We start from the raw sequence: 17758 nt of genomic DNA, 5'->3' as shown, positions 1-17758 counted from the left end.
CGAGAGTCCGCCGCCATGTACGAGCTGTCCCGGATCCGCCTCTACTCCATCGGGCCCGCCGGTGCGCGCTACGCCGACACCGTGCTGGACCTGCGCGGAGTCGGCGATCCGGTGCCCAGCCCCGCGCCGACCCAGGCGGAGTTCTTCGAGGACGAGCCGGTGGGCCCGCCGCGCCGCCCGGCCCCCGCCGGGGTGCTCTTCCTGGAGAACGGCGGCGGCAAGTCCGTCCTCCTCAAGCTGATCTTCTCGGTCATGCTGCCCGGCCACCGGAACACCCTCGGCGGCGCCAGCTCCGGCGTGCTGCGCAAGTTCCTGCTCGCCGACGACTGCGGGCATGTGGCCCTGGAGTGGCAGCACACGGTCACCGGTGAGTCGATCGTGGTCGGCAAGGTCAGCGAGTGGCGTGGCCGCCAGGTCTCCAACGACCCGCGGAAGTTCGCCGAGGCGTGGTATTCGTTCCGCCCCGGCCCCGGGCTCAGCCTCGACTCGCTGCCGGTCGCCGAGGCCGCCTCCGTCCGCCCCGCCGCGGAGGGCGCCTCCACCGCCCGTGGCCGCCGCCGCACCATGAAGGGGTTCCGGGACGCCCTCACCGAGGCGGACAAGGCATATCCGCACCTGGACGTCTCCTGGGTGGAGATCCACGAGCGCTGGAACGAACACCTCGGCGAACTCGGCCTCGACCCCGAACTCTTCCGCTACCAGCGCGAGATGAACGCCGACGAGGGCGAGGCCGCCGGGCTCTTCGCCGTCAAGAACGACTCCGACTTCACCGATCTGCTGCTGCGCGCCGTCACCGACACCCGCGACACGGACGGGCTCGCCGACCTCGTCCACGGCTTCGCGCACAAGCTCGGCCGCCGCGCCGAACTGACCGCCGAGCGCGACTTCACGGCCGGTTCGCTGGACCTGCTCCAGCGCATCGCCGACGCCGCCGAGCGCCGCGAGCAGGCGCGCGGCGTGCACGCGGGCGCCGAGCGCCGCACCCGTACGCTCGCCCGGCGGCTCTCCGCGCGCGGCGCCGAGGAGCGCGGCCGCGCCGCCGAACTCGCGCAAGCGGTCGCCGCCGCCGCGCACGCCGTCACCGAGGCGGAGACCGCGCGCGGACGCAGCGACGCGGTCGCCGCCGAACTCGCCTACCGCCACGCCTCGCTGGCCCTCGCCGCCGCCGAGAAGGGCGCCGCAGCCCAGCGCCGCGAGCTCAACGACGCCCGCACCCTGCACTCCGCCTGGCAGGCCGCCGAGACGGTGCTCCGCCACCGCGCCGCCGCCGACCGCTCCGCGCGCGTGGCCGCCGCCATCCGCGAGGCCGAGCGGGACGCGGCCCCCGCGCTCGCCGCCCGCGCCAAGGCCGCCGCCGACCTCGTACGCGCCCTGCACGCGGCGGCGGAGGACGGCGAACGGCACGCCAACGAGGAGGAGGAGCGCTCCGCCACCCTCCAGGCGGCGGGCGAGGCCGCCCACCGCGACGCCACCTCCGCCGCCACCGCCGCCCAGCGCGCCCGCAGCGACGCCGAGCACCTGCGGCAGCGGCTCGCCGAGGTCGAGCAGGAGACCGCCGAGGCCGTGCGCGCCGGATGGCTCGACGACTCCGCCCCCGACGCCGACCCGGCCCGCGCCGCGCTCGCCGCGAGCGATGCCGAGAAGACGACCGCCGCGGCGTGGGAGGCCGCCCGCGAGACGGCGGGCCGCACCGGCGACCACGCGAAGGCGGCCGCCGCTGAACAGGCCCGCACCGAACTGGCCGCCGCCCGCGCGGCCGACGCGGCCCGGGCGGCGGAGTCGGCGTACGACGCGGAGCGGCGCGCCGCCGAGGCGCTCGGCGCCGAGCCGCGCCTCATCGAACTGCTGGGCCTGCCGCAGCCCACCGCCACCATCCCCGCGGCCCGCCCCTCCGCGGCCGAGTCGTCCCGCACGGGCTGGGTCACGGTCCGGGTGGACGACGACCCGGACGCGGACGACATGCTGGGCCTGTCCCAACTCCCCGCCGCCTTCCGCGCGGACCCCACCACCCGCCGGCCCGACACCTCGTCGGACGAGTGCGCCGTGGACCCCGACTGCGAGACGTGGCCCGCCGCGGACCACGAGTACGCCCCCGACGAGGCCCACGGTGCGCGGGGCCCACGCGCGGGCGCGGGCGAGGAACGCCCGGGCACGCCCGAAGACGGCGCCCCGCGCGCCGCGTCCGCGCCCGGCGACCCCGAACCCCGTCCCGGCACCACCCACGCGGCCGACTCCCGCCCCCGGGACGAGGTGACGGTCCGCATCGAGGACGAGGACGAGGACGAGGCCGAGGCCGTCGGGAACGCGCCGTCTGATGGCGCGGCCTCCGGCACCGGCCGTCGTGGCGCGCGCAGTGCGGGCGCCGGGCGTGTGTACGCGGCCGACTCGCCGCCGCCGGGGCGGGTTTCGGCGCGTGTCGGGGACGACGGGGACGGTGACGACCAGGGCCCCGCCGACGCCGCCGACGCCGACGGCGGCGCCGCGGCCGGGTCCGGGCAGGCGCAGTCGGTGGAGGACGCCTCCGACGACGGGCAGGACTGCTGGGACCCCGAAGTCGGCGACGGCGGGGGCGGGGCCGCGGGCTCCGGCGGTGACGCGCAAGGCGGTGCGGCCCCCGCGCGGCCGCAGCGGCGCCTTGCGGACGGGCCGCTGACCGCCGATGAGCTGGACCGGAACGTCGAGGCGTTGCGGGAGCTGCTGGAGGAGAGCGTGGCCTCCGCCGAGCGGCAGTTGTTCGAGCTGCGGACCGCCGCCGCGGACGACTCGCGGATCCTCGCGGCGCTCGGCGACGGCGGGTTGCTGCCGCCCAGCCCCGATGTGCTTGCCGCCGTCGAGTACTTGGGCGAGCACGGCATCCCCGCCCTGCCCGGCTGGCGTTACCTCGCCCAGGCGGTCGACCCCGTCGACCACGCGGCCGTGCTCGCGGCCCGCCCCGAGCTGGTGGACGGCGTCGTCATCACCGACCCCGACACCCACGCCCGGGCCCGCGCGGTGCTGGGGCAGGCGTCGCTGCTGCCGCGTTCGGCCGTCGCGGTGGGGACGGCCGCCGCGCTGCTCGCGCCGACGCCGTCGCCCGGGGCGGGCGAGGAGAGCGGGGTGTTCCTCGTACCGCCGAACCCGGCGATGCACGACGAGCGCGCAGCCGACGACGAGCGGCGCGGGCTGCGGGGCCGGGCCGCAGCGCGCGACGAGGAGATCCGGGCGCTGGCCGCCCGGCTGTCCGGGGACCGGGCGCTGGCGGCCCGGCTGGCGTCGTGGCGCGGCGGCTGCCCGGCCGGGCGGCTCGCAGAGCTGGCGGCCGCGGCCGAGGGCGCAGCGGAGGCGGCCGAGGCGGCGCAGCGGGAGCTGGTGGAGGCGCGTACCGCCCGGGCCGAGGCGGACGAGGCGGCCACCGAGGCGGCCCGGGTGCGGGACGAGCGGCAGGAGGCCGCGCAGCGGGCCCGCCGGGTGGCGGACGCGCTGGCGGGGCTGGCGTACCGGCTGCGCGAGCGGGCCAACTGGCAGACCCGGCTGCGCGAGCTGGCCGACGAGGCGGCCGAGGCCGAGGAGCAGGCCGCCGCCTGCGTGGACCGGGCGCGCGCCGCCGACGAGGACCGGCGCGCGGCCCAGCGCACGGCCGACGACGCGCACCGCACCGCGCGCGCCCTGCGCGCCGAGCGGGCGGAGATCGCGGGCGCGCCCGACGACCTCGGGGAGGACACCGAGCCGCCCACCGCGTCGCTGCCCGCGCTGCGCGAGGCGTACCGTACGGCGTCCCAGGTGTACGAGAAGGTGGGCGTCGGCGCGGACCTCCGCGCCGAACAGGCCCGCGCGGAGAGCGACGAGAGCGCGGCGCTCGCCAGCCTCGACCGGCTCACCAACAAGGTCCGCACCCGCGCCGCCCAGCTCCTGGAGGGCACCGAGGGCGCCGACGGCCCGTCCCGGCAGGCCGCGGCGGCCCGCGCCGAATCGCTGGTCCAGATGCTGGAGACCCGCGCGTCGGCGGCGAGCGAGCAGCTCGGCCGGTTGCGCGGCGAGGCCGAGCGGCTGGCCCCGGCCGACGGCGACGACGCACACACCGCGCTGCCGGAGGAGATGGTTCCGGCCGACGCGGAGCAGGCGAAGGAGCTGCTGCGCACGGCCAACTCCGAGCTGGCGGCCCGTACGGACGCGCTGGACACCGCCCGCACCGCCCACGCGGACCTGCTCCAGGCGCACCGCTCAGCGGAGGACGCGGCGGGCGGCTTCGACGAGACCGCGGCCCTGCTGCGGGACCTGCTGCGTGACGGCCCCGGCGCCGAGGACGACGGTGAGCGCCCCGACGCGTACGCGGGCGGCCTCGGCGAGGCCCGGCAGGCGGCCACCGAGGCCCGCCGCTCGCTGCGCGGCTGCGCGGCCGACCTGTCGGGCGCCGAGTCGGCGGTCCGGGAGGCCAGCGACATCCTCGTACGGCACGCCAACTCCACCCGCTACGAGCAGGTCCGCACCCCCGCCCGCCAGCAGATCCGCGAACTGCCCGCGGCGGCGCTGCCCGAGCACGCCGCCGCCTGGGCCGACGCGTTCGCGCCCCGGCTGCGGGTGCTGACCGACGAGCTGGAGCAGCTGGAGCGCAACCGGGACTCCATCGTCGACCGGCTGCGCGGCCTGGTGGAGTCGTGCCTGGCCACGCTCCGCTCCGCGCAGCGGCTGTCCCGGCTGCCGGAGGGGCTCGGCGAGTGGTCGGGGCAGGAGTTCCTGCGGATCCGGTTCGACGACCCCGACCAGGCGACGCTCGCGGAGCGGCTGGGCGAGGTCATCGACGAGGCGACCCGCTCGGCGGTGAAGAAGAACTCCGACCTGCGCCGGGACGGCATGTCCCTGCTGCTGCGCGGCGTCCACGCGGCGCTCCAGCCGCGCGGGGTGGCCGTGGAGATCCTCAAGCCGGACGCGGTGCTGCGCGCCGAGCGGGTGCCGGTGGGGCAGATGGGCGACGTGTTCTCCGGTGGCCAGCTGCTGACCGCCGCCATCGCCCTGTACTGCACGATGGCCGCGCTGCGCAGCAACGACCGGGGCCGCGACAAGCACCGCCACGCGGGCACGCTGTTCCTCGACAACCCGATCGGCCGGGCCAACGCGACGTATCTGCTGGAGCTCCAGCGGGCGGTCGCGGACGCGCTGGGCGTCCAGCTGCTCTATACGACGGGGCTGTTCGACACCACGGCGCTGGCCGAGTTCCCGCTGGTGATCCGGCTGCGGAACGACGCGGACCTGCGGGCCGGGCTCAAGTACATCAGCGTCGAGGAGCATCTGCGGCCGGGCCTGCCGACGCAGGATCCGGAGGGGGAGCAGGTGCACGGCCAGATCACGGCGACGCGGATGTACAAGCGGCCGGAGGGCGACCCGGCGGCCCGGGCCGCCGGGTCGGCCGACTAGGACCCTCCGGGCGTCGTCACGACCAGCGTCGTGGTCCCGGCGGAGGGCGCGTGGTTGACGGAGCCGTTGTAGTTCGCGGTGACGGTGTACGCGCCCTTCGGCAGCGGGTTGAACAGCGCGGCCGCCGTGCCGTTCACCAGGGTCACCGTCTGCGGGGTGCGCCCCGGGATGGCGATGGTGACGGTCCCGGTGGGCGTTCCCGTGCCGGGGGCGACGGGGGCCACGGTCGCGGTGACGGTCACCGGGTCGCTCACCAGCGCCGGGTTCGGCGTGGCGACCACGGCCGTGGTGGTGGCCGCCCTGCTGACGGTCTGGGTGTCGGTGCCGCTGGAGCCCGCGTAGCTGTCGTTCCCGCCGTAGGTGGCGGTGATGGTGAACGGGCTTCCGGTGGTCGACGTGTACGTGTGGGTGACGGTCGCGATGCCACCGGACAGCGGTGCCACGGTGGAGCTGGTCCCGTCGCCGAAGGCGAAGGTGACCGTGCCGGTCGGCGTACCGGACGCGGAGGAGACGGTCGCCGTGATGGTCACCGACTGCCCCACCACCGAGGGGTCGGGCGTCGATGTCACCGTGGTGGTGGTCGTGTTCTTGTTGAGGGTCTGGGTGTCGGTGCCGCTCGATGTCGTGTAGTTGGTGTCGCCGTTGTAGGTGGCCGTGAGGGAGAACGGGCTGCCGGTCCTGCTGGTGTAGGCGTGGGTGACGGTGGCGACGCCGCCGGACAGGGTCCCGGTGGCGGAGCTGGTGCCGTCGCCGAAGGTGAAGGTGACGGTGCCGGTCGGGGTCCCGGCCCCGGGGGCGACGGCCGCGACCGTCGTGGTGACGGTCACCGACTGGCCGACCGTCGAGGGGTCGGGTGAGGAGGTCACGGCGGTGGTGGTGGCGGCCTTGTTGACGGTCTGGGTGTCGGTGCCGCTGGACGTCGTGTAGTTGGTGTCGCCGTTGTAGGTGGCGGTGACGGTGAACGGGCTGCCGGTCCTGGTGGCGTAGGCGTGGGTGACGGTCGCGATGCCGTTCACCAGGGTCCCGGTGGCGGAGCTGGTGCCGTCGCCGAAGGCGAAGGTGACGGTGCCCGTCGGGATGCCGGTGCCCGGCGCCACCGCGGAGACGGTGGCGGTGAGGGTCACCGACTGCCCGACCACCGACGGATCGGGCGAGGAGACCACGGACGTACTGGTGGCGGCCTTGTTGACGGTCTGGGTGTCGGTGCCGCTGGACGCCGTGAAATTGGTGTCGCCGTTGTAGGTGGCCGTGAGGGAGAACGGACTGCCGGACGTCCCGCTGAAGACATGGGTGACGGTGGCGACGCCACCGGACAGCGTGCCGGAGGCGGAACCCGTGCCGTCGCCGAAGGTGAAGGTCACGGTGCCGGTCGGGGTCCCGGCGCCCGGTGCGACGGGCGCGACCGTGGCGGTGACGGTGACCCGCTGGCCCGCCACGGACGGGTCGGGCGAGGAGGTGACGGCGGTGGTGGTGGCGGCTTTGTTGACGGTCTGGGTGTCGGTGCCGCTGGAGGCGGTGTAGTTGGTGTCGCCGTTGTAGGTGGCCGTGATGGGGTACGGCGTGCCGGAGGTGGCCGCGTAGGCGTGGCTGACGGCCGCGCTGCCGCCGGACAGGGGCACGGTGGCGGAGCTGGTGCCGTCGCCGAACGTGAAGGTGACGGTCCCGGTCGGGCTTCCGGCTCCGGGGGCGATCGATGCCACGGTGGCGGTGATGGTGGTGGACTGGCCCACCACGGTCGGGTCGGGCGAGGAGACCACGGACGTGCTGGTGGCGGCTTTGTTGACGGTCTGGGTGTCGGTGCCGCTGGACGCGGTGTAGTTGGTGTCGCCGTTGTAGCTGCCCGTGATGGTGTACGGGCTGCCCGAGGCCCCGGTGTAGGTCTGCGTGACCGTCGCCATTCCGTTGCTGACGGGGGCCGTGGCGGTGGGGGAGCCGTCGCCGAAGTCGAAGGTGACGGTCCCGGTCGGGGTCCCGGCTCCGGGGGCGATCGATGCCACGGTGGCGGTGACGGTCACCGACTGGCCGACCGTCGAGGGGTCGGGCGAGGAGGTGACGGCGGTGGTGGTGGCGGCTTTGTTGACGGTCTGGGTGTCGGTGCCGCTGGACGCGGTGAAGCTCGCGTCCCCGCCGTAGCTCGCGGTCACCGTGTACGGGCTGCCCGCGCTGCTGTACGTATGGCTGATCCGGGCCACGCCGCCGGTGACCGGCACCGATGCCGTCGGGGCGCCGTCGCCGAAGTCGAAGGTGACGGTCCCGGTCGGCACCCCGGCGCCGGGCGCGACGGGGGCCACGGTCGCGGTGAAGGACACCGGCTGTCCGGTCACCGACGGATCGGGCGCGGAGGTCACCGTCGTGGTGGTCGACGCCTGCCCGACCGTCTGGGTGTCCGTGCCCGTGGAGGAGCTGAAGTTGGCGTCCCCGCTGTACCCGGCCGTGACCGTGTAGGGGCTGCCCGTGGCGCTCGCGTACGCGTGGGTGGCGGTCGCCACCCCGCCGGAGAGGGGCGCCGTGATGGCCGCCGTACCGTCGCCGAAGTGGAAGGTGACGGTGCCGGTGGGCACCCCGGCGCCGGGCGCCACCGGGGCCACGGTCGCGGTGAACGTCACCGGCTGGCCCGTCACCGACGGGTCGGGGGAGGAACTGACCGTGGTGGTCGTGGTGACGGCGCTGGGCGACACCGTGTGGGTGTCGTTGGCGGTGGAGGCGTTGAAGTTGGCGTCCCCGCTGTAGGTGGCGGTGACCGTGAACGGGCTGCCCGTGGCGCTCGCGTAGGCGTGGGTGATGGTCGCGACCCCGCCGGCCACCGGCGCGGTGACGGTCGGGCTGCCGTCGCCGAAGTCGAAGGTGACGGTGCCGGTGGGCCGGCCGGCGCCCGGGGCGGCGGCCAGGACCCGGGCGGTGAAGGTGACCTGATCCCCGGTCACGGACGGGTCGGGGGAGGAGACCACGGTCAGATTGGTGGAGGCCGGGCCGACGGTCTGGGTGTCGGTGGTGGTGGAGGCGTTGAAGTTGGCGTCCCCGCCATAGTTGGCCGTGACGGTGTACGGGCTGCCTGAGGTGTCGGTCCAGGTGTGGGTGACGGTCGCGGTGCCCGCGGCCAGGGGTGCGGTGACGCTGGGGCTGCCGTCGCCGAAGGTGAAGGTGACGGTGCCGGTCGGGGTTCCGGCGCCCGGGGCCTGCGCCGCGACCGTCGCGGTGACGGTCACCGGCTGGCCCACCAGCGACGGATCGGGCGACGACACCACGGTGGTCGAGGTCGCGGCCGGGACCACGGACTGGGTGTCGGTGCCGGTGGACGCGGTGAACCCGGCGTCCCCGCCGTAGTCGGCGGTGATGGCGTAGGCGCTGCCTGAGGTGTCGGTCCAGGTGTGGGTGACGGTCGCGGTGCCCGCGGCCAGAGGGGCGGTGACGCTGGGGCTGCCGTCGCCGAAGGTGAAGGTGACGGTGCCGGTCGGGGTTCCGGCGCCCGGGGCCTGCGCCGCGACCGTCGCGGTGACGGTCACCGGCTGGCCCGACACCGAGGGATCCGGCGACGAGCTGACCACCGTCGTCGTCGACGCGGGCTGGACGGTGTGGGTTGCCGTCCCCACCGAGCCGGTGAAGTCGCCGTCGCCGCCGTATGCGGCGCTGACCGTGAACGGGCTGCCCGCCGTGCTGGTGAAGGCGTGGGTGGTCGTCGCCACGCCGTCGGTCACCGGCACGACGGCCGGTGCGTTGCCGTCGCCGAAGTCGAACGTCACCGCCCCCGTCGGCGAACCGTCCCCCGGGGCGTCGGGCACGACCTGCGCGATGAACGTCACCGGCTGGCCGGTCACGGACGGTTCGGGCAGCACGCTGAGGGTGGTGGTGGTCACGGCCCGGCCGACGGTCTGGGAGTCCGTGCCCGTGGAGCCGGTGTAGTCCGGGTGCCCGTCGTAGGTGGCCGTGACGGTGTACGGGCTGCCCGAAGTGTGCTCCCAGACATGGCTGACGGTGGCGCTGCCGCCCGTCAGGGACGCGGTGACAGCGGGCGTTCCGTCGCCGAAGTCGAGGGTGACCGTGCCGGGCGGGCTCCCCGCGCCGGGCGCGACCGCCGCGACCGTGGCGGTGACGGTGACCGGCTGGCCCACCACCGAAGGGTCCGGCGAGGAGACCACTCCGACGGTGGTCGCGGCCGGGCCGACGATGTGGGTGTCGGTGCCGGTGGAGGCGGTGAAGTCGGTGTCGCCGCTGTAGTCGGCGGTGATGGCGTACGGAGTTCCCGAGGTGTCGGCCCACACGTGGGTGGCCGTCGCCACCCCGGCCGTGACGGGCACGGTGACGGGAGCCGTTCCGTCGTCGAAGCCGAAGGTGACGGTGCCGGTCGGGGTGCCCGCGCCCGGGGCCTGCGCCGCGACCGTGGCGGTGACGGTGACCGGCTGGCCCACCAGCGAGGGGTCGGGCGAGGTGAGGACCTGCGTCAGGGTCGGGGACTGGTCGACGGTCTGGGTGGTGGTGCCGGTGGACCCGGTGAAGTCGAGGCCACCGCCGTATGTGGCCGTGACGGTGTACGGACTGCCGGACGGACCGGCGTAGGCGTGGCCGGTGGTCGCCACCCCGCCGACGACGGGCACCGCGGCCGGAGTCGTGCCGTCGCCGAAGCCGAAGGTGACCGTGCCCGTCGGGGTGCCGCCGCCCGGCGCCTGCGGGGCCACGGTCGCCGTGAACGTGACCGCCTGACCGGAGACCGACGGGTCCGGCGCGGAGGCCACGGTGGTCGTCGTCGCGGCCTGGACGATCGTCTGGGACTCGGTGTCCGCCGAGCCGGTGAAGGCGGCGCTGCCGTTGTAGGTGGCGACGATGGCGAAGGGGCTGCCGACGCTGGTGGTGTAGGCGTGGGTGACGACGACGGCCCCGCCGACCAGGGGCACTGTGGAGGGAGCCGTGCCGTCGCCGAAGTCGAGGGTGACGGTGCCGGTAGGCACCCCGGCGCCGGGCGGCACGGCCGTGGCGGTGGCGGTGATGGCCACCGGCTCGCCGACCACCGCGGGGTCCGGTGCGCCGGTCACCGTCATGGTGGTCCCGCTCTGGAGCACGGTCTGCGTGGTGGTGGCGTCGGACGCGGTGAAGTCGGCGTTGCCGTTGTAAGCGGCCGTGACGGTGTACGGGCTGCCCGTCGTGTCGGCGTACGCGTGGGTGACGGTCGCGAGGCCGCCCACGGTGTCGACGGTGACGGTCGGTGTGCCGTCGCCGAAGTCGAACGTCACCGTCCCGACGGGGGTGCCCGTCGCGGGGGGAACGGTCGCGATGGTCGCGGTGACGGTCACGGTCTGGCCGACCCTGGAGGGGTCGGGCGAGGAGAACACGGTGGTGGAGGTGTCCGCCGGGTTCACGGTCTGGCTGTCGGTGTCGGTGGAACCGCTGAAGCTCGCGTCCCCGCCGTAGGTGACGGACACGGTGTACGGGCTGCCCGCGGTGGCCGTGTACGTGTGGACGGCGGTCGCGACCCCCGCGACGAGGGGCGCCACGACCGGGCCGGTGCCGTCGCCGAAGTCGAGGGTGACCGTGCCGGTCGGGGTTCCGGCGGCCGGGTTCACGGGCGCGACGGTCGTGGTGACGGTGACCGGCTCGCCCGTCATGGAGGGGTCGGGCGAGGTGGTGACCGTCGTCGTCGACGGGGCCAGGGTGACCGTCTGGGTGTCGATTCCGGCCGATCCCGCGAAGTTGCTGTCGCCGCCGTAGACCACGGTGATCGGGTATCCGGCGTTGGCGGCGGTGTAGGTGTGGCTGACCGACGCCGTGCCGCCCGTGAGCGGGACGGTGGCGGTCGCGGTGCCGTCGCCGAACCTGAAGGTGACCGTCCCGGTCGGGGTGCCCGAGGCGGGCGGGACGGCCACGACGGTCGCGGAGATGGTGACCGCGTCGCCCACGACCGACGGGTCCGGGGTCGAGGTCACCGTCGTCGACGTGGTCGAGACGCTGGCCTCCACGTCCTGCGCGGCGGTCCCGCTGGAGGCGGCGAAGTCGCCGTCACCGCCGTACGACGCGGTGACCGTGTACGGACTGCCCGCGGTGCTGGTGTACGCGTGGGTGGCCTGGGCCCGGCCGCCGGAGACCGGCGCGGTGACGGTCGCTGACCCGTCGCCGAAGTCGAAGGTGACCGTGCCCGTCGGATTGCCGGCGCCCGGCGGGACCGGCGACACCCGAGCGAAGAACGTCACGGTCTGGCCCGCCGCCGACGGATTCGCCGACGACGTCACCCTGGTCACGGTCGACGCGGGGGCCACGTCGTGGGAGACGGTGTCCTCGGACGGGGCGTAGTCGGCGTCGCCGCTGTACTCGGCGGTGATGGTGTACGGGCTGCCGGCCGCGCTGGTGTAGGCGTGGGTGACCGTCGCGGTGCCCGCCACCAACTGGACGGTGACCACCGGGGTGCCGTCGCCGAAGTCGATGGTGGCCGACCCGGTGGGAGTCCCGGCCGCGGGCGATTCGGGCGCCACGGTGACCGTCACCAGCGCACCCGTCACGGACGGGTTGGGGGAGGCGGTGACCGTGGTGGTGGTCGACGCCTGCTCGACGCTCTGGAGACCGGTGCCGGTGGACGCGAGGAAGTCGGTGTCGCCGCTGTAGGTGACGGTGACCGGGTACGGGGTGAGCGACGCGTGGGGGTAGGCGTGGGTGGTGCTCGCGGTGCCGCCGACCAGGGGCACGGTGGAGGGAGCCGTGCCGTCGCCGAAGTCGAAGGTGACCGTTCCGGTCGCGGTGCCCGCGGCGGGCGGCACGGCGGCGACGGCCGCCGTGAACGTGACCGTCTCGCCGGTCACCGACGGCGCGGGCGAGGCGGTCACCTGCGTCATCGACACGGCCTGGACGATGGTGCTGGAGCCCGTGCCGGCCGAGGGGTTGAAGTTCTCGTCCCCGCTATAGGTGGCGGCGACGGCGAGCGGGCTCGCCGTCGCGCCGGGGCTGGTGTGGCCGACCACCGCCGTACCGCCCACCACGGGCGCCGTGACGTCCGGGGAGCCGTCGCTGAACTCGAACGTCACTGTTCCCGTCGGCGCGCCGGACGCCGGTGCCTCCGGAACGACCTGCGCCACGAACGTCGTCGCCTGCCCCACGTCGGAGGGGTCGGGCGTGGCGGTCACGGCGGTGGTGGTGTCGGCGGTGTCGACGGTGTGGGGGTCGGTGCCGGTGGAGGCGTTGAAGTTCGCGTCGCCGTTGTAGGTCGCGGTGACGGTGTAGGCGTCGGCGTCGGAGTAGACGTGGGTGGTGCTCGCGTTGCCGCCGGTGAGCGTCGCGGTGACCGGCGGTGTTCCGTCGCCGAAGTCGTACGTCACCGTACCGGTGGGGGTGCCCGCGCCGGGCGGCACGGCGGCGACGGTGGCGGTGAAGGTCACCTCCTGGCCGACCGTGGACGGGTCGGGCGCGGTGGTGACAGCGGTGGTGGTGCCGGAGGGCTGGACGGTCTGGGTGTCGGTGCCGGTGGAGGCGGTGAAGTCGGCGTCCCCGCTGTAGATGGCCGTCACGGGATAGGCGGCGGTGGCGGCGTACGCGTGGGTGGTGGCCGCCGTGCCGCCGGTGAGGGGCACGGTGGCGGTCGGGGTTCCGTCGCCGAAGTCGAAGGTGACGGTGCCGGTCGGCGTGCCAGCGCCTGGCGGTACGGCGGTGACGGTGGCGGTGAGGGTCACCGCCTCGCCCGTCACCGACGGGTCGGGCGCGGAGACCACGTCGGTCGACGTCAGAGCCTGGCCCACCGCCTGGCTCCCGGTCTCCGTGGACGACGCGAAGTTCGCGTCCCCGTTGTAGGTCGCGGTGATCGTGTACGGGCTGCCCGCGGCGCCGGTGTACGTGTGCGTCGCGTCGGCGGCGCCGCCGGTGAGGGGCACCGTGGTGGCCGGGGTGCCGTCCCCGAAGTCGAACGTGACGGTGCCGGTGGGAGTGCCGGCGCCTGGCGGTACGGCCGTGACCGTCGCCGTGGCGGTCATCGGCTGGCCCACGACCGACGGGTTCGGCGAGACATCGAACTCGATGGTGGTCGCGGCCTGTTCGACGGTGTGGGTGTCGGTGCCGCCGGACCCGGTGAAGTCGGTGTCACCGCTGTAGGTGGCGCTGATCGTGTACGGGCTCCCGCTGACGTCCGCGTACGCGTGGTCCACGGTCGCGGCGCCGCCCGACAGCGGCTGGGTGCTGGTGGGGGTGCCGTCGCCGAAGTCGAACGTCACCGTGCCGGTCGGCGTCCCGGCACCCGGCGCCACGGGCGCCACCCGGGCGACGACCGTGACCGGCTGCCCGGGCTGGGACGGGTCGGGCGTGGAGGTCACCGTGGTGGTGGTCGCCGCCTGCCCGACCGTCTGGGTGTCCGTCCCGCTGGAGGGAATGAAGAGGGTGTCGCCGCCGTAGGCCGCGGTGACGGTGTACACGGTGGCCGACGGGTCGGCGTAGGCGTGGCCGACCGTCGCCGTGCCGCCGCTGAGCTGGGCCGTCACGACGGGCGTGCCGTCGCCGAAGTCGAAGGTGACGGTCCCGGTGGGCGTGCCCGTCGTCGGCGGAACCACCGTCACGGTGGCGGTGAAGGTGACCACTTCGCCGACCACGGACGGGTCGGGCGCCGAGGTGACCGCCGTCTCCGTGGGCGCCTGGTAGCCGAAGGCGCCGGGCACGGTCACGCTGCCCCCGGGGGTGGTGATGACCAGATCGGCGGGTCCGGCCGTGCCCGGCGGCGTCACCACGACGAGCAGGGTGTCGGAGAACGCGCGGAAGGACGCCGCGGGGACGCCGCCTACCGTGACGGCGGTGGTACGGGAGAGCGCGGTGCCGCTCACCAGGACGGTGGTGCCGCCCGCGACGGGTCCCGTGTTCGGGGAGACACCGGTGACGGAGGGCACGGACACATAGGTGTAGAACAGCCGGTTGCTGATGCCACCGATCGTGGTGACCCAGACCGGCACGGTGCCAGGACCCGCGGCCGGGGGAGCGGCCACGATGAGCTGCTGGTCGGAGACGGCGGTGGGGTGCGCGACGGCGGCGCCGAAGTTCACCAGCAGCGCGGTGGACAGGTTCACCCCGCTGAGGTCGACGACGTTCCCGCCGCCGATCGGACCGGCGGCGGGAATGATGCGGCTCAGGCTGGGCCAGCGGAGGTAGAAGAAGTAGCCGATGCGGGCGGTGCCGCCGGGGGTGGTGACGGTGACCGGCACCGCCCCGTTCCCGGCGGGGGTCACGGCCACGATGGTCGAGTCGTCGAGGACGGCGAAACTCGCCGCCGGACGGGGCCCGAAGCGCACGCCCGTGGCGCCGGTGAAGTGCTTACCGATCAGCGTCACCACGGTGCCGCCGGTGTAGGGCCCCTGGTCGGGGAAGACGCCGGAGAACGGGTTGAGCAAGTCGTACGCGCCGAAGCGCCCGGCCGCGACCACGCCGGTGGGGACCGCCAGGTGGGCGGAGAGCCCGCTCCACGCCCTGAGCGGGGCGGGTTCTGCGGCCATGCGCACGACCCGGCGGGTGACCGGATCGACGACGGCGACACGGTTCCCGTAGCGGTCGGTGAGGATGATGAGCCCGTCCGGGCGTTGCGGAGTCAGCATGACGGCGCGCCTTCCACTCCTCCGGAAAGGATGGGCGGCCCGCCGGAATCTGACGGACTCAGTAACCCATTCCGGTGAGGCGAGTACAACGCCGCGCACGGCGAACCACCCGAACGGCGGAGCGCCGCCGGTGCGTCAGCCGCTGTGCGTGAGCCGCTGGTCAGCGGCCGGTGGTGCGTCAGCCGCCGGGCGTCAGGTGAACCGGCCCTGTGGCCTGGGGCGGGTGTTACGCCAGATGTGCTTCGCCTGCCGGTACTCGGCGAGCCCGCTCGGCCCCAGCTCCCGCCCCGTGCCCGACTGCTTGAACCCGCCCCACTCCGCCTGGGGCAGCGACGGATGGTGGTAGTCGTTGATCCATACGGTGCCCAGCCGCAGCCGGGACGCCACCCGCCGCGCCCGTTCCTCGTCGCCGGACCACACCGCCCCCGCGAGCCCGTACACCGTGTCGTTGGCGAGCCGTACCGCCTCCTCCTCCGAGGCGAAACGTTCCACCGTGAGGACCGGCCCGAACGACTCGTCGGCCAGCACCGACATCCCGCTGTGGCACGAGTCGAGCACCGTCGGCCGGTAGTAGTAGCCGTCCGCCAGCTCCGGATCGCCCGGGCGGGAGCCGCCGCAGCGCAGCCGGGCGCCCTCCGCGAGCCCGGTGGCCACGTACGCCTCGACCTTGGCCCGGTGGGCGGCCGAGATCAGCGGACCGGTCTGGGCCCGCTCGTCGAACGGCCCGCCGAGCCGGATCCGGCGGGTGCGGCGCACCACCTCCTCCACGAAGGCGTCGTGCACCGGTTCCTGCACCAGCAGCCGGGCACCGGCCGAGCAGACCTGCCCGGAGTGGTGGAAGACGGCGGTGAGCGCGTAGTCGACGGCGGTCTCGAAGTCCGCGTCAGCGAACACGATGTTGGGGTTCTTGCCGCCCAGCTCCAGAAAGGTCCGCTTGACGGTGTTGGACGCCGCGGCCATGATGCGGCGCCCGGTCCGCAGGCCCCCGGTGAAGGACACCAGATCCACATCGGGGCTGTCGGTGAGCGGGGCGCCCGCCTCGGCGCCCGGCCCCAGCACCAGATTGGCCGTCCCGTCCGGCAGCCCCGCCTCCTCCAGCAGCCGGATCAGCGCGACGGCCGTGGACGGGGTCAGCTCGCTGGGCTTGAGGACGAAGGTGTTGCCCGCGGCGAGCGCGGGCGCCACCTTCCACGCGGCCTGGAGCAGCGGATAGTTCCACGGGGTGATCAGCGCGCAGACCCCGACCGGTTCGTGGACGACCCGGCTGACGGCGTCCTCGGTGCCGGTGTCCACGATCCGGTCCGCCCCGGTGCGCACCAGGTGGGCGTAGTAGCGGAAGCACGCGATCACATCGTCGACGTCCTTCTCGCTCTCCGTCAGCCGCTTCCCGGTGTCCAGGGACTCCGCGCGCGCCAGGTCGCCCTTGTCACGGTCGAGCAGTTCGGCGACCCGCAGCAGCAGATCGCCCCGGGCCGCGGCGGGGGTGCGCGGCCACGGGCCGTGGTCGAACGCCTGCCGGGCGGCGGCCACCGCCTCGGCCGCGTCCTTGCCGCCGCCCTCGTCGACGACCGCCACCAGCGAGCCGTCGGCCGGACACCTGATCTCCCGGGTGCGTTCGTCGATCGCCCCGGTCCACTGGCCGCCGATGAAGAGATCACTCACGGGCATTCCTCCGCTTCCGGGCTCGGGACGTGGTCGGTCACCCAGCGGTGAAAGGCGCCGATGTGGTGTTCGCTGGGCACCAGCACCCCGCCGCTGCGGTACGCGCGCGAGTGCATCGCGGGCTGGGTGCGCTCACAGGCGTCGAAGTCCTGGGTGTTGACCCGGTGGAACAGTTCGACCGACTTCGACAGATCCCGCTCGGACGCCACCACGTCCGGCGCGTACAGCCAGTCGCAGGTGACCAGCGTGCGATCGGCGGCGAGCGGGAACATCCGGTGGAAGATCACATGGTCGGGGACCAGGTTGATGAAGACCTGCGGCCGCACGGTGATCGCGTAGTAGCGGCGGTCCTGTTCGTCGGCGATGCCGGTGATGCGGTCGAAGCCCGCGCTGCCGTCCACCGTGAAGCCCTGCGCCTCTTCGGCGAACTCGGCACCGTGCCCCACGAAGTACTGCGCCGCCAGGCCATCGGCGAACTCCGGCAGCACCTCGGTGAGTTCGGGGTGGATCGTCGCGCAGTGGTAGCACTCCATGAAGTTCTCGACGATCAGCTTCCAGTTGGCCTTGATGTCGTACTCGATCCGGCGGCCGAGCGACAGCCCCGCCACCCCGTACCGCTCCACGGCCCCGGTGTCGCCCAGCCGTTCGGCGACCTCCCCGACGACGGTCTCCTCGAACGACGGCGGCTCGTCAGCCAGGCACACCCACGCGTAGCCCAGCCATTCGCGCAGCCGCACCGGAAGCAGTCCGCGCTCGGCGCGGTCCACATCGGGCATGCTCGTCAGGTTCGGGGCGGCGGTGAGCCGCCCGTCCAGGTCGTACGTCCAGGCGTGGTACGGGCACTGGAGCGAGCGCCGCACCGCGCCCGACTCCTCGGTGCACAGCCGGGCGCCGCGGTGGCGGCAGATGTTGAGGAACGCGCGCAGCTCACCGGAGCGGTTGCGGGTGATCAGCACACTCTCCCGGCCCACCTGCACGGTCCGGAACGCGCCAGGCCGGTCCAGATCGGCGCTGCGCACCGCGCAGAACCACATCGCCTCGAACAGGTGCTCCTGCTCCCGCCGGAAGAGCGCGGGGGAGGTGTACCAGGGACCGGGGAGGGTGGTGATCAGGCTGGGAGCCGGGGCGGCGGGGGACTCGGGTGCCACGGTCATGGGATTTCC

At 74.6% G+C, this 17758-nt stretch carries 4 protein-coding genes; 1 reads left to right on the top strand and 3 read right to left on the bottom strand.

Annotated elements, in window-relative coordinates:
- Positions 1-15 precede the first annotated feature (15 nt).
- Positions 16-5391 carry a hypothetical protein gene (locus ACH4TL_RS43420; RefSeq protein WP_398330493.1) on the top strand — a complete coding sequence of 1792 codons (5376 nt, stop codon included), beginning with the start codon at positions 16-18 and terminating at the stop codon, positions 5389-5391.
- On the opposite strand, the gene ACH4TL_RS43415 is transcribed toward ACH4TL_RS43420, so the two are convergent.
- The 3 genes from ACH4TL_RS43415 to ACH4TL_RS43405 all read right to left on the bottom strand — a co-directional run bounded on the left by ACH4TL_RS43415 (position 5388) and on the right by ACH4TL_RS43405 (position 17749).
- On the bottom strand, positions 5388-14933 hold the full coding sequence (locus ACH4TL_RS43415; RefSeq protein ID WP_398330490.1) for an Ig-like domain repeat protein: 9546 nt from the start codon (positions 14931-14933) through the stop codon (positions 5388-5390). The two genes, ACH4TL_RS43420 and ACH4TL_RS43415, sit on opposite strands and share 4 nt — an antisense overlap.
- 192 nt (positions 14934-15125) lie before the next feature.
- Complete coding sequence (locus tag ACH4TL_RS43410; RefSeq protein ID WP_398330487.1) at positions 15126-16595, bottom strand: aldehyde dehydrogenase family protein; 1470 nt, start codon at positions 16593-16595, stop codon at positions 15126-15128.
- Positions 16592-17749: an aromatic ring-hydroxylating dioxygenase subunit alpha gene (locus ACH4TL_RS43405; RefSeq protein ID WP_398330484.1), complete on the bottom strand. Its 1158-nt coding sequence runs from the start codon at positions 17747-17749 to the stop codon at positions 16592-16594. The genes ACH4TL_RS43410 and ACH4TL_RS43405 overlap by 4 nt, the downstream gene beginning before the upstream one ends.
- Positions 17750-17758: the final 9 nt, after the last annotated feature.

Origin of the sequence: Streptomyces sp. NPDC021115, from assembly GCF_044333065.1 — a bacterium.
GTDB lineage: Bacteria > Actinomycetota > Actinomycetes > Streptomycetales > Streptomycetaceae > Streptomyces.
Note: the sequence above shows the minus strand (reverse complement) of the source record. Positions and strands in the feature narration are given on the sequence as shown.

Coding starts and splice junctions, on each gene's coding strand:
- ACH4TL_RS43415 (WP_398330490.1), bottom strand. CDS start 14,933: ATGCTGACTCCGCAACGCCCGGACGGGCTCATCATCCTCACCGACCGC.
- ACH4TL_RS43405 (WP_398330484.1), bottom strand. CDS start 17,749: ATGACCGTGGCACCCGAGTCCCCCGCCGCCCCGGCTCCCAGCCTGATC.
- ACH4TL_RS43420 (WP_398330493.1), top strand. CDS start 16: ATGTACGAGCTGTCCCGGATCCGCCTCTACTCCATCGGGCCCGCCGGT.